The 11,586-nt window shown below is 62.9% G+C and carries 15 protein-coding genes; 6 read left to right on the forward strand and 9 right to left on the reverse strand.

What is annotated here, in order from left to right:
• Positions 1–295: transposase (locus BLS57_RS15165; RefSeq protein WP_208597585.1), on the forward strand; the 295-nt coding region annotated here is incomplete at its 5' end.
• 12 nt (positions 296–307) lie between these two features.
• On the opposite strand, the gene map is transcribed toward BLS57_RS15165, so the two are convergent.
• The gene (gene map, locus BLS57_RS15170) at positions 308–1,138 is read right to left on the reverse strand and encodes a type I methionyl aminopeptidase (RefSeq protein WP_093743564.1); all 831 of its coding nucleotides are present in this window, start codon (positions 1,136–1,138) and stop codon (positions 308–310) included.
• A gap of 51 nt (positions 1,139–1,189) precedes the next feature.
• Positions 1,190–1,897, reverse strand: coding sequence for a DNA/RNA nuclease SfsA (sfsA, locus tag BLS57_RS15175; protein ID WP_093743565.1), 708 nt, complete (start codon positions 1,895–1,897; stop codon positions 1,190–1,192).
• Positions 1,898–1,944: 47 nt separating this feature from the next.
• On the opposite strand from sfsA, the gene BLS57_RS15180 reads away from it, so the two are divergent.
• Genes BLS57_RS15180 through BLS57_RS15195 form a run of 4 tightly spaced genes read left to right on the forward strand, consistent with a single transcriptional unit; the run spans position 1,945 to position 4,908 of the window.
• Positions 1,945–2,664 (forward strand): competence/damage-inducible protein A, encoded by a 720-nt coding sequence (locus tag BLS57_RS15180; protein WP_093743566.1) that lies wholly within the window; start codon positions 1,945–1,947, stop codon positions 2,662–2,664.
• Positions 2,661–3,377, forward strand: a complete 717-nt coding sequence (locus BLS57_RS15185) for a GNAT family N-acetyltransferase (RefSeq protein WP_093743567.1) — start codon at positions 2,661–2,663, stop codon at positions 3,375–3,377. Before BLS57_RS15180 ends, BLS57_RS15185 begins: the two co-directional genes overlap by 4 nt.
• Positions 3,378–3,388: 11 nt before the next feature.
• A complete protein-coding gene (locus tag BLS57_RS15190; protein ID WP_093743568.1) occupies positions 3,389–3,958 on the forward strand; it encodes a peroxidase-related enzyme in 570 nt (189 codons plus the stop codon).
• The gene (locus tag BLS57_RS15195; RefSeq protein ID WP_093743569.1) at positions 3,955–4,908 is read left to right on the forward strand and encodes an OmpA family protein; all 954 of its coding nucleotides are present in this window, start codon (positions 3,955–3,957) and stop codon (positions 4,906–4,908) included. Before BLS57_RS15190 ends, BLS57_RS15195 begins: the two co-directional genes overlap by 4 nt.
• A gap of 3 nt (positions 4,909–4,911) precedes the next feature.
• Here BLS57_RS15195 and BLS57_RS15200 read toward each other — a convergent pair whose 3' ends face one another.
• Positions 4,912–5,343 carry an Lrp/AsnC family transcriptional regulator gene (locus BLS57_RS15200; RefSeq protein ID WP_093743570.1) on the reverse strand — a complete coding sequence of 144 codons (432 nt, stop codon included), beginning with the start codon at positions 5,341–5,343 and terminating at the stop codon, positions 4,912–4,914.
• A 139-nt stretch (positions 5,344–5,482) separates the two neighbouring features.
• Between BLS57_RS15200 and BLS57_RS15205 the strand changes: the two genes are divergently transcribed.
• Positions 5,483–6,724, forward strand: a complete 1,242-nt coding sequence (locus tag BLS57_RS15205) for an MFS transporter (RefSeq protein WP_093743571.1) — start codon at positions 5,483–5,485, stop codon at positions 6,722–6,724.
• On the opposite strand, the gene BLS57_RS15210 is transcribed toward BLS57_RS15205, so the two are convergent.
• The 6 genes from BLS57_RS15210 to mbfA are packed head-to-tail and all read right to left on the reverse strand — an operon-like array spanning position 6,721 to position 11,551.
• A complete protein-coding gene (locus BLS57_RS15210; protein ID WP_093743572.1) occupies positions 6,721–7,638 on the reverse strand; it encodes an ornithine cyclodeaminase family protein in 918 nt (305 codons plus the stop codon). The two genes, BLS57_RS15205 and BLS57_RS15210, sit on opposite strands and share 4 nt — an antisense overlap.
• The gene (locus tag BLS57_RS15215; protein WP_093743573.1) at positions 7,635–8,255 is read right to left on the reverse strand and encodes an HAD-IA family hydrolase; all 621 of its coding nucleotides are present in this window, start codon (positions 8,253–8,255) and stop codon (positions 7,635–7,637) included. Before BLS57_RS15215 ends, BLS57_RS15210 begins: the two co-directional genes overlap by 4 nt.
• A 24-nt stretch (positions 8,256–8,279) precedes the next feature.
• Positions 8,280–8,732, reverse strand: coding sequence for a YaiI/YqxD family protein (locus BLS57_RS15220; protein ID WP_093743574.1), 453 nt, complete (start codon positions 8,730–8,732; stop codon positions 8,280–8,282).
• 3 nt (positions 8,733–8,735) lie between these two features.
• Complete coding sequence (gene fghA / locus BLS57_RS15225; RefSeq protein ID WP_093743575.1) at positions 8,736–9,569, reverse strand: S-formylglutathione hydrolase; 834 nt, start codon at positions 9,567–9,569, stop codon at positions 8,736–8,738.
• A gap of 28 nt (positions 9,570–9,597) precedes the next feature.
• Complete coding sequence (locus BLS57_RS15230) at positions 9,598–10,527, reverse strand: AEC family transporter (protein WP_093743576.1); 930 nt, start codon at positions 10,525–10,527, stop codon at positions 9,598–9,600.
• Between the two features lie 49 nt (positions 10,528–10,576).
• Positions 10,577–11,551: an iron exporter MbfA gene (gene mbfA / locus BLS57_RS15235; RefSeq protein ID WP_093743577.1), complete on the reverse strand. Its 975-nt coding sequence runs from the start codon at positions 11,549–11,551 to the stop codon at positions 10,577–10,579.
• Positions 11,552–11,586 lie beyond the last annotated feature (35 nt).

The following is an 11,586-nucleotide window of genomic DNA, read 5'->3' on the forward strand; positions in this document are numbered from 1 at the left end:
GATCCCCGAGATCGCGCCAGGCACGGCAGTCGTTCTCGACAACCTCGCGACCCATCGCAACAAAGAAGCCGCTGCGGCGCTCAAGGCTCATGGGTGCTGGTTCCTCTATCTGCCGCCATATTCACCAGATCTGAACCCGATTGAGTTGGCTTTCTCCAAATTGAAGTCTCACCTCAGACGCATCAGTGCGCGATCATTCACCTCGGTGTTCGAAGCCCTTGGCGATATCTGCGCAATGTACTCCCCGCAGGAGTGTTCAAACTACTTTCAGGCTGCCGGATATGCCTCAGGTTAAATTAGAAATGCTTTAGTCTTGGCTATAGGTCGGGTGGAACAGACCGCCGGGCGAGAGGGTGAAGATCTCGACCCCGTCTTCGGTCACGCCGACGGAATGCTCAAACTGCGCAGACAGTGATTTGTCGCGGGTGACGGCAGTCCAATCATCGGCCAGCGTCTTGGTCTCGGCCCGGCCAAGGTTTACCATCGGCTCGATGGTAAAGAACATGCCCGGCTCCAGCACAGCGCCCGTGCCGGGGCGGCCATAGTGCAGCACATTCGGCGGCGCGTGGAAAACCTGCCCCAGACCGTGGCCGCAGAAATCGGTCACCACCGACATACGGTGGCTTTCCACAAAGGTCTGGATCGCATGGCCGATGTCGCCAAAGGTATTGCCCGGCTTCACCGCTTCAATCCCGCGCATCAGGCTGTCATGGGTCACGTTGATTAGCCGCTCCGCCTTACGCGACAATTTGCCTGCCACATACATGCGGCTGGTGTCACCGAACCAACCATCGACGATCACCGTGACATCGATGTTCAGAATGTCGCCGTCCTTGAGCTTCTTGTCGCTCGGGATACCGTGGCAAACCACATGGTTCACCGAGATGCAGCTCGCGTGCTGGTAGCCCTTGTAACCGATGGTCGCGGATTTCGCGCCGGCGGCATTGACCTTCTCTTCGATCAACTTGTCGAGCGTGCCCGTGGTCTGACCCGGAAAGACATGCTCGGCGATCTCATCAAGGATCGTCGCGGCCAGACGGCCAGCCGCCTGCATCCCCGCGTGATCCGAGGGTTCGTAAATGCGAATGCCGTCGCGTGTCTGGCGGCCTCGGTGTGCGTTGTTCACCGCTCTCTCCATCCTTGTGTTCGCTCCTATCTAGCGTGGCTTTTGGGGGAGGGCCAGTGCGCCTCAACCCAGAAGGGTAAGTGGTTTGGCCAAAATCACGGCTTCTGGCGTGATATGGGTGCCAATCGCATAGGTTTCCAGCCCCGCGGCGCGGGCGGCCTCAAAGGCGGCGGCATAGGCGGGGTCGATGTCCGCGGCCAGTTGCATCTCGGTACAATCGGTCCGCTGCACCAGATAGAGCAGTACGGCCCGGTGCCCGGCCTGCGCCATCTTTGCCAGTTCGCCCAGATGTTTCGCCCCGCGTTTGGTGACGCTGTCGGGGAACTCGGCCAGCCCGGCCTGCCGCGAGAGCGTGACTGATTTTACCTCGACATAGGCATCCGGCAGTCCGTCCCCGCGCAACAGAAAGTCGATGCGGGAGTTCTCGCCGTATTTCACCTCGGGCCGTACCTCAGAGTAAGCCGCCAGCGGCGCGACCTCGCGTGCGATTAATGCCGCCCGCATGGCGCGGTTGGGCAGGGCGGTGTCGACCCCGGTGAAATGCCCGTTCTCGTGATCGACCAGCCGCCAGCCGTAGTTCAGCTTTTTCTTAGGGTCGTCGTTCGGCTCCAGCCAAATCCGGCTGCCCGGTTCCGCCAGCCCCATCATCGAGCCGGGGTTGGCGCAATGGGCGGTCACTTCCTCACCCGTTTCTTCCAAAACGCAATCGGCCAGAAAGCGTTTGTCGCGGCGGATCAGCCGGGCGGGGACAAGTTGGGTTTGAAAGCGCATGGGGGGCGGCCTATACCGAAGAGACGCCATCCTCAAGGAGCCGCCCCATGTCGAACCCCACCGCTGCGATGATCGTCATCGGCGACGAAATCCTCTCGGGCCGGACCCGCGACAGCAATATGCACCACCTCGCCGGAGCGCTGACCGAAGTGGGCATTGATTTGAAAGAGGTGCGCGTGGTCTCGGACGATCACGGGGCGATCATCGCCGCCGTGCAGGCGCTCTCGGTCGCCTATACTCACGTCTTCACCTCAGGCGGCATCGGGCCGACCCATGATGACATCACCGCCGATTGCATTGCCGCCGCCTTTAACCGCGAGATCGGCGTGCGCGACGATGCGCGCCAGATATTAGCCGAACACTACGCCCGCGCCGGGACCGAGTTGAACGACGCCCGCCTGCGCATGGCGCGTATCCCCGATGGGGCCGCGTTGATCGAAAACTCGGTCTCCGCCGCGCCGGGCTTTGTGGTCGAAAACGTCCATGTCATGGCCGGGGTGCCTGCGGTGTTCGAGGCGATGGTGGCCAGCGTCCTGCCGGGGCTGACGGGCGGGCGGCCCCTGATCAGCCAGACCCTGCGCATCGACTGGGGCGAGGGGGACATCGCTGGCCCGCTGGGGGTGTTGGCCAAGGAATATCCGCATCTGTCGATGGGCAGTTACCCGTTTCAGAAAGACGGCATCTATGGCGCCCATGTGGTGATCCGGGGCAGCGATCCGGGGATGGTCGAGGCCGCGATGGACAAGCTTAAGGCCGCTTTCGCATGAGCGAAGCACATGCGTTTTACGAATCCGGGGATCGGACATGGCCTGCGGCACGGCGGATTGATCTCGGGCCATGGACCCTGCGCGAAGGACAGGGCGGGGGCAAACGCGTCTCGGCCGCCACAGCGAATGGCACGGTCACGGACGCGGATATCCCTCAGGCCGAAGCCGCCATGCGCGAGATGGGCCAGCGACCGCTCTTCATGCTGCGCGAAGGCGAGACCGCGCTTGACAATCTCCTCGCCGCGCGCGGCTACAACGTGCTGGACCCGACCACCGTGCTGAGCATGCCGCTGCACAACCTGACCGACGTGCCCATGCCCCCGGTCACGGCCTTTTGCATTTGGGAGCCGCTGGCCATCATGACCGAGATCTGGGCGGCTGGCGGTATCGGCCCTGCGCGCCTCGCCGTGATGGACCGCGCCGCGACCAAGACGGGCATCCTTGCCCGTTGGAACGAAAAACCCGCCGGTGTTGCCTTTGCCGCCGTGTATGAGGGCATCTGCATGGTTCACGCGGTTGAGGTCTTGCCCCACCAGCAGCGCCAAGGCGTCGCCACATGGATCATGCGCGCTGCGGCGCATTGGGGCGCGGCGCAGGGCGCTGACCGTCTGTCGGTGCTCTGTGTCGAGGCCAATAGCCGCGCACAGGCGCTCTATGCCAAGCTGGGCTTTGCCCCGGTCGGGCGCTATCATTACCGTCAATGCCCGGAATAAAGGAGCCGTCCATGGCCAAAGACATGCCCACCGCCCTCGACCTGCCGATGGTCGATCCGCTGCCTGAGGCGACGCAGAAATATTTCGACGTCTGTCAGGAAAAGCTTGGGATGGTGCCGAATGTGCTGCGGGCCTATGCCTTTGACATCGACAAGCTCAACGCCTTCGCGGCCATGTATAACGATCTGATGCTGGGCGACAGCGCGCTCAGCAAGCTGGAGCGCGAGATGATCGCGGTGGCGGTATCGTCGGTCAACAAATGCTACTACTGCCTCGTCGCCCACGGTGCTGCGGTGCGCGAGTTGTCGGGCGATCCGCAACTGGGCGAGGCGCTGGTGATGAATTACCACGTGGCCAAGATCACCGAAAAGCAACGCGCTATGCTGGATTTCGCCGTGAAGCTGACCGAGGCCAGCGCCAAGGTTGAAGAAGCCGACCGGCAGGCCCTGCGCGACGCGGGCTTCACCGACCGCGACATCTTTGACATCGCCAGCGTGGCCGGGTTCTTCAACATGACCAACCGCGTGGCCAGCGGCACCGACATGCGTCCGAACGACGACTACCACGCGCAGGCACGATGATCCGCAGAGGCCTCAGCGCGGCCCTTTTCGCGCTGTTGTTTGCCGCACCTGTGGCCGCGCTCGACCTTGCCCTGCCCAGCACGGCGCGGCTTACGGCTGAGCGTAACACGGCCCCGGACCGCTACGCCGCGCCGGTGGGGGTCTATGCCGAAGGGCAGGTGGCGCGGGTCAACATCGACGGCGACGTGCGCCGGGCGGCATGGCGGTTGGATACGCCGGGGCTCACGGCTTTGCAGGTGATGCGCCCGCTGCGGCGACAGTTGAGCGAGGCGGGCTATGAGATCGTGCTCGATTGCACCGCGAAGGAATGCGGCGGTTTCGATTTCCGCTTTGCCATTGAGGTGCTGCCGGGGCCGAATATGTACGTCAACCTGCGGTCTTTCCACGTGGTCACCGCCTTGCGCCGGAGCGAGGCGGGGACACCAAGCCAAGCCGTCAGCATCCTCGCCAGCACGGCTGCGACCTCGGCCTATGTGCAGATCATCCAAGCCAGCAGCGCCGACGCGCCCGAGGCCGAGCGAAGCGCGATCACGGCAGAGGCGACCGCCGCGGCGCCGATCTCATCAGCCGCGGGTGATCTGGGCTCTATCTTGAAACGTGACGGGCAGTTGGTACTGGAACGGTTGGACTTTGAAACGGGCACATCCGACCTCGGCGCTGGCCCGTTCAAAACGCTTGAGCAGTTGGCCGAGTTGCTGAAGGCTGAGCCAAATTTGCGGGTGGCTTTGGTGGGGCATACTGATGCCGTGGGCGGGCTCGAGGGCAACATCGCCCTATCCCGCAAACGGGCGGAAGCCGTGCGGCAACGGCTGGTAGACAGCCACGGGATCGCGGCAGGGCGGGTTGAAGCGCAGGGCGCGGGCTACCTCGCCCCGCGTGCCAGCAACCTGACCGAGGCAGGTCGCGAACAGAACCGCCGGGTTGAGGTGCTGCTGCTCTCGGCGGAGTAGCTGTTATTTCGTAACAGTCATCTGGGTGGCGAGCAGCAGGTTTGTCTCGCTCGACGTTACCCCCTGAATACGGCGAATTTTTCCCAGCACGCTGTCGAGTTCTTCGACGGTCTCGGTCCCGGTCTCGACAATCAAATCCCATTTGCCATTGGTCGCGTGGATCGCCTGCACGGCGGGCATCCCGGCCAGCAGGCGTTTGATCCGGTCGGTTCCGGCTCCTTCGATGGCCAGCAAAGTATGGCCCCGGATCGGGCTGTGCTGCATGTCTTCCTTCAGGATTAGCGTAAAGCCAAGGATCGCACCGGAGTTCACCAGCCGCTCCACCCGCGCCCGCACCGTGACCCGCGACAGTCCGGTGATGGCCGCGAGGGCGGAATAGGACATCCGCGCATCGCGGCGCAGTTCTGCGATGATCTTGCTGTCGATCTCGTCCATAGGGCGACCCTCAATTCCCGTTCTGCCGCATAGGTTTAGGGCAGGGGGCAGGCGCTGGCCAGCCTTACCGCTGGACGCAAGCGCGATTGACGGGGCCGGGGAAACCCATAATCTGCGCGCAAACAGACCGGAGACCCCCATGCAAAGCCGCGCCCCTCTTTTCACCCCGGTCCTGATCGTCGGCTGTATCATCATCATGGTCAGCTTCGCCGTGCGCGCCTCCTTTGGGGTCTTTCAGATCCCAATCGCCGAGGAATTCGCATGGGCGCGCAGTGAATTTTCCCTCGCCATCGCGATCCAGAACCTCGCTTGGGGCATCGGCCAGCCGATCTTTGGCGCCTTGGCCGAGAAGATCGGCGACCGCAAAGCGATCATCATCGGCGCGGTGGTCTATGCTTTGGGGCTTCTGCTGTCGGCCAACTCCGCCACGCCGATCGAGCATCAGACCTATGCGTGGCTGGTGGGGTTTGGCATCGCGGGCACGGGCTTTGGGGTGATCTTGGCGGTGGTGGGGCGGGCGTCCTCTGATGACAACCGCTCGATGTCGCTGGCGATTGCCACGGCGGCGGGCAGTGCGGGGCAAGTGTTCGGCGCGCCGGTGGCGGAATGGATGCTGAGTTTCATGTCTTGGCAGATGACCTTTGTCAGTTTCGCCGCCGTGATCCTCGCGATGCTGCTGACCCTGCCGATGATGCGCGCACCCGCGATCGCCAGCCGGGCCGAGCTTGAGGAGTCCATGGGGGAAATCCTCGGCAAAGCCTTTCGCGATCCGTCTTATACGCTGATCTTTCTGGGGTTCTTTTCCTGCGGTTATCAACTCGCCTTTATCACCGCGCATTTCCCGGCCTTTGTGACCGAGATGTGTGGCCCGATCCTTGCCGGAGGGGTGCTGCATAACATCGGCATAACGACCACCTCCGCGCTCGGTGCCGTGGCCATTTCGCTCATCGGCTTGGCGAATATCGCGGGCACGCTGCTGGCCGGTTGGGCGGGCAAACGATACTCCAAGAAGTACCTTCTCGCGGCCATCTATGTCGGACGCACGGTCATCGCCGCGCTGTTCATCATGTTCCCAATCACACCCGTGACGGTGATCCTGTTCTCCGTGGGTATGGGCGCGCTTTGGCTGGCTACCGTGCCGCTGACCTCGGGCCTCGTCGCGCATATCTACGGGCTGCGCTACATGGGCACGCTCTATGGCATCGTGTTTTTCAGCCACCAGTTGGGCAGTTTCCTTGGCGTTTGGCTGGGCGGGCGGATGTATGACATCTACGGCAGCTACACCGGCGTTTGGTGGGTCGGCGTGGCAGTGGGGGCCTTCAGCGCCGTGGTGCATCTGCCGATCCGCGAAAAGCGGCTGGAGGGGCTGGTGACGGCTTAACGCGCCTGACAGCGTTCGAGGATGTGGCGCGCAGTCATCAGGTCCAGATGCGCGCCGCCGCCGTTTTTGAACAGGGTGATGTCGTCGTCGCTTTGGCGGGTGAAGCGGGGCAGGTCGTAGTAATCGGCGATCAGGTGGTCGCGGGAGATGGTGCCTGCTTCAAGCGGGATGTTGATCTCTCCAATATGGCCCACAGTGGTGTCGAAACTGTCGACAAAGACCCGCGCGCGCAGCAAGGCTGAATCATCGACCTCGCGCATGTCGGGGCGGTAGGCGCCGATCAGGTCCACGTGCTGACCCGGTTGCAACCAGTCGCCCATGATCAGCGGTTCGGTGGACATGGTGGCGCTGGTCACGATGTCGGCTTTGCGCACGGCCTGTTCAAGGTCCGTCGCTACAGCGAGGCCGGGCAGTTCGGCGGCCATGACCTCGGCGTTTTTGGCGGTGCGGTTCCAGACGGTGAAGTGGGCGTTTGGAAAGGCTGCGGAATAGGCGGCGTGCAGGGCGCGGCCTTGGGTGCCTGCGCCGACGATCAGGATGTTTTCGCTGTCCGGGCGGGCGAGACGGCGGGCGGCCAAGAGGCTGTCTCCGGCGGTCTTCCATTTTGTCACGAGGTGGAAGTCGACGAGGGCGGCGAGCGTTCCGGTCTCGTCATCAAAAAGCGAGACGCCGCCGTTGACCATTGGCACCTCGTGGCTCGGATTGTCGGGGAAGATCGTCGCCGATTTCACCGCGATGCCCAGCCCGTCAATCCACGCGGCACGGCTGAGCAGCGTGTCTTTGCCGCGATAGAGGAAGGTATCGCCGATCTCGGCCTTTGGCAGATCATGCCCTGCCGCCAGCGCATCGGTCAGCGCGAGCCAATCGAGTAGGGCTTCGCCCTCATCAAAGGAAATGTTGGGAATATCGGTCATGCGGCCTCCTTCTCGCTCAACAACCCTGCGGCCACCAAACGGTCGGCCCAGCCCTGCGGGCCAGTGAAGTGATGCGTCTGCCAGCCGCGGGCGGCAGCGGCGGCGATGTTGTCGGCGCGGTCGTCAGTGAAAAGCAGCGCTTGCGCCGGCAGGCCGCTGCCTTGCTCGACCGCTTCATAGATCGAAGGCGCGGGTTTGATCATGCCGAGGTGGCCCGAGATGAAATCACGGTCAAATTCACGCAGGAAGGGGTAGTGCGTCGCGGCGAGGTCGTAGCTTTGGATGCCAAAGTTGGTGAGCGAGAACACCGGTACATCGCGGGCTTGCAGCGCTTTCATCAGCCGCAGCGAATGGTCGATCACCGGGGCTGCCATCTCGATCCAACGGTCGTGCCAGAGGCGGATTTCGTCGCGCCAATCGGGCGTCGCCTCGGCCTCGGCATAGATCGTGTCGCGAAAGTTTTCGCCGCTGTCGACGCGGTCGTTCATGCCGTGCAGATCGACGGCGTCGAACATGGCGCGACGGCGAACCTCCCCGATGGCGCTGTCGTAAAAACGCTCGGGTTGCCATTCGATCAGCACATTGCCAATGTCGAAAACCACGGCTTGCGGTGTCATTCTGTTCGTTCCTTCACTCTCGGGCTAACCCCGTGCCGCAGCGCGCAATTCCCGCTCCAACGCTTCGAGGAAACGGGAGCGGTCGGCCTTTGTAAACCCCTTGCCGCCGCCCTGGCGAAAGGGGTCGGCGGCGCGCAGGTCAGTCATCAGGTCGCGGGTCGCCAACACGTTGCCGATGTTAGCCGCCGTCAGCGCTTCGCCGTTGTGTTTGAGCACCCGCGCGCCCGCTTCGACGCATTTGGCGGCCAGCGGGATGTCCCCGGTCACCACCACATCGCCCGGCCCGCAGCGGTCGGCGATCCACATGTCGGCCACGTCCGGCCCATCTGGCACGATCACCACCTCGACCAGCGGATTTTGCGACATGCGAAGGCCCCCGTTCGAGACGAGGTACATGGTGACCCTGTGCCGCGTCGCGACCCGCTCGGCCTCGGCTTTGACGGGGCAGGCGTCGGCGTCGATGTAAAGCGCGGTCATAGCTCAGCCCGCATAGAGCGCGTCGGCGTGGAAGGCGACGTGGTCTTCCATGAAGCTCGCGACGAAGAAGTAGCTGTGGTCATAGCCCGGCTGCATGCGGAAAGTGCCTTGCTGTCGTTTGGCGGCCATCGCCTCGGCCAGCGCTTCGGGTTGCAGCAGGTCGAGGAACTGGTCGCTGCTGCCTTGGTCGATCAGGATCGGGCCGTCGAAGCCCTTTTCACGCATCAGCAGGGTGCTGTCGTGCTTGGCCCATGTGGCCTCATCCGTGCCGAGATAGGCGCTGAGCTGCTTCTTGCCCCAGTCGCTCGACGTCGGATGGGTGATTGGCGCAAAGGCCGAAACCGAGAGGAAGCGCCCGGGCAGGTTCATCGCCAGCGTCAGCGCGCCGTGGCCGCCCATGGAGTGGCCAGTGATGCCTTGGCGCTCCATGTCGAGGGCGAAGTTTTCGCCCAGCAAGGCGGGCAGTTCCTCGGCCAGATAGTCCCACATCTGATAGTGTTTGGCCCAAGGGTCTTGGGTCGCGTTGACGTAGAAACCCGCGCCCTTGCCGAGATCATAGGCCTCATCATCCGCCACATCCTCGCCGCGCGGCGAGGTATCAGGAAACACCAGTGCGATGCCATGCTCGGCGGCCCAAAGCTGCGCGCCTGCTTTGGTCATGGCGTTCTCATGGGTGCAGGTCAGGCCCGAAAGATACCACAGCACCGGCACCGGGCCGTCTTGGGCCTCGGCGGGCAGGAACAGGCCGAATGTCATCTCGCAATTGCAGGCGTCTGAGCCGTGGGAGTAGACCCCTTGCGTGCCACCGAAACAGGCGTTTTCCGAGATCGTTTTCATGGCGGCGTTCCTTTCGAATTTGAGTGTGTCACAGAGCCGAGACCCAGCCTACGACAAGGCTGACTGTTACGATACTGGCCGCAGTTGAAACAAGAATGGCGGCGGAAACGCGCTGTGGCGCGACGCTGTAGTGTTGGGCGAGCATATAAACGTTTCCCGCGACCGGCAGAGCGGCGGCGGCGATGATGACCCCGGCTTTGTAAGGGTCGACGCCAAAGAGAAACAGCGCGGCAAAAGCTACAAACAACGGATGCAGCACCAGCTTACAGAAGGTAAGCCAACCCGCAATTTCGATCCTTTCGGCAGATTTTAACGCGAGGGACGCGCCGATGGCAAAGAGCGCGCCGGGGGTGGCGGCGCCGCCCAGTATGGCGAGAAATTCGTTTACCGGGACCGGGATCGGAATTTGCAGGCCGGACCATAGGAAGCCCAAAGTAATGGCAACGATCATCGGGTTTTTCAGCAGTCCCACTCCCACGATGCGCAGGGTCGAAAGCCGCAATTGCCCTTCGCGCGAGCCGGTGATGAGGATCACAATGAGGCTGGAAAAGACAATCAGGTCGACCGCAAGGGCCATCAAGACCGGGCCAATCGCCTCTGGCCCCAGCAGCAGGGTCAGCATGGGCACGCCGAGGAAACCGGTGTTGCCGATCACCGCGCATTGCGCCTCGATCCCATTGGTCGCCACGTCCAAGCCGCGTAGGAAGCCTACGAGGCTCGCGATGGCATAGACGAACGCCGTGCCCCAAAGGTAGGCGGCGACCAAACGTCCATCCCAGACCTCGGCCAGCGATAGATTGGCCGAAAAGCGGAACAGCATCGCCGATAGTGCGAAGTAGAAGACGAATTTCGTGAGATAGGCAGTCGCCTCAGCGCTGAAAAACCGTGTCCGCCCCGCCCAGTAGCCGAGGCCGATAAGCGCGAAGAACGGCAGAGTTTTCAGGAAGATCGCGAGCATGCGCCAAGCATTAGCCAGCCCGTCCCCGGGGTGCAATGGCTGGTATGTCTTACCCCGAGCCGATCAGCACCCCTGCCGCGAATACCAACGCGCCGCCCAGCACCACCTGAAAGGCCGCACGGAAGAAGGGGGTTTCCATGAACTTGTTTTGAATCCAAGCGATGGCCCAAAGCTCAACAAAGACCACGATGATCGCCACCACGGTCGCCGTCCAGAAATCGGTGATGAGATAGGGCAGCGCATGGCCCAGCCCGCCGACGGTGGTCATAACGCCCGAGGCCACGCCGCGTTTGATCGGAGAGCCACGGCCCGACAACTCGCCGTCATCCGAGGCCGCTTCGGTAAAGCCCATCGAGATGCCCGCCCCGACGCTGGCGGCGAGGCCCACCAAAAACGTGGTCCACGTGTCATGGGTGGCGAAGGCTGTGGCAAAGATTGGCGCGAGGGTGGACACGGAACCGTCCATCAGTCCCGCCAATCCCGGTTGCACCCATGTCAGCAGGAACTGCCGATGCGCGCGGCTGTCTTCGTCGCTGCGGTTGTCTTCGCTTAGATGCTGGGCGGAGAGGTCATGGGCGCTGTCTTGGTGGCCGGCCTCAGCAGCGGCCAGATCGCCCAACAACTGCCGGGTCGCCGCGTCAGTGGTGCGTGCGGCGGCGGTGCGATAGAAGTTTTCGGCTTCCTGTTCCATCGCGGCGGCTTCTTCGCGGATGCGCTCCAGCGACAGGTTTTTGACCAACCAGACCGGACGGCGTGCGTAGTAGCCTGAAACATGCTCGCGCCGGATCAGAGGAATGACCTCACCAAAACGGTCACGGTGCAGGGCGATCAGCAGGCGGCGGTGCTCGTCTTCCTCGGCCGCCATCCCGTCAAAGACGGCGGCGCTGTCGGGGTAATCAGCACGAAGGCGCTCAGCATAGTCGCGGTAAATCTGCGCGTCGTCTTCTTCGGAAGAGATGGCAAGCGCCAGCACTTCTTGTTCGCTAAGATCCTTGAAACGTTTGCGGTTAAACGAAAAACCCATGGCTTGGCCCCTTTGTCTGTGACGAACTTAGGCGG

The organism is Sulfitobacter delicatus (assembly GCF_900102535.1).
Lineage (GTDB): Bacteria > Pseudomonadota > Alphaproteobacteria > Rhodobacterales > Rhodobacteraceae > Sulfitobacter > Sulfitobacter delicatus.

What these genes read in the sequence shown, in the direction of transcription:
- BLS57_RS15185 (WP_093743567.1), top strand. Translation starts at nt 2,661, where the DNA reads ATGAGCGAAGCACATGCGTTTTACGAATCCGGGGATCGGACATGGCCT.
- BLS57_RS15220 (WP_093743574.1), bottom strand. Translation starts at nt 8,732, where the DNA reads ATGACCGCGCTTTACATCGACGCCGACGCCTGCCCCGTCAAAGCCGAG.
- sfsA (WP_093743565.1), bottom strand. Translation starts at nt 1,897, where the DNA reads ATGCGCTTTCAAACCCAACTTGTCCCCGCCCGGCTGATCCGCCGCGAC.
- BLS57_RS15195 (WP_093743569.1), top strand. Translation starts at nt 3,955, where the DNA reads ATGATCCGCAGAGGCCTCAGCGCGGCCCTTTTCGCGCTGTTGTTTGCC.
- BLS57_RS15210 (WP_093743572.1), bottom strand. Translation starts at nt 7,638, where the DNA reads ATGACCGATATTCCCAACATTTCCTTTGATGAGGGCGAAGCCCTACTC.
- BLS57_RS15180 (WP_093743566.1), top strand. Translation starts at nt 1,945, where the DNA reads ATGTCGAACCCCACCGCTGCGATGATCGTCATCGGCGACGAAATCCTC.
- mbfA (WP_093743577.1), bottom strand. Translation starts at nt 11,551, where the DNA reads ATGGGTTTTTCGTTTAACCGCAAACGTTTCAAGGATCTTAGCGAACAA.
- fghA (WP_093743575.1), bottom strand. Translation starts at nt 9,569, where the DNA reads ATGAAAACGATCTCGGAAAACGCCTGTTTCGGTGGCACGCAAGGGGTC.
- BLS57_RS15215 (WP_093743573.1), bottom strand. Translation starts at nt 8,255, where the DNA reads ATGACACCGCAAGCCGTGGTTTTCGACATTGGCAATGTGCTGATCGAA.
- BLS57_RS15205 (WP_093743571.1), top strand. Translation starts at nt 5,483, where the DNA reads ATGCAAAGCCGCGCCCCTCTTTTCACCCCGGTCCTGATCGTCGGCTGT.
- BLS57_RS15230 (WP_093743576.1), bottom strand. Translation starts at nt 10,527, where the DNA reads ATGCTCGCGATCTTCCTGAAAACTCTGCCGTTCTTCGCGCTTATCGGC.
- BLS57_RS15200 (WP_093743570.1), bottom strand. Translation starts at nt 5,343, where the DNA reads ATGGACGAGATCGACAGCAAGATCATCGCAGAACTGCGCCGCGATGCG.
- BLS57_RS15190 (WP_093743568.1), top strand. Translation starts at nt 3,389, where the DNA reads ATGGCCAAAGACATGCCCACCGCCCTCGACCTGCCGATGGTCGATCCG.
- map (WP_093743564.1), bottom strand. Translation starts at nt 1,138, where the DNA reads ATGGAGAGAGCGGTGAACAACGCACACCGAGGCCGCCAGACACGCGAC.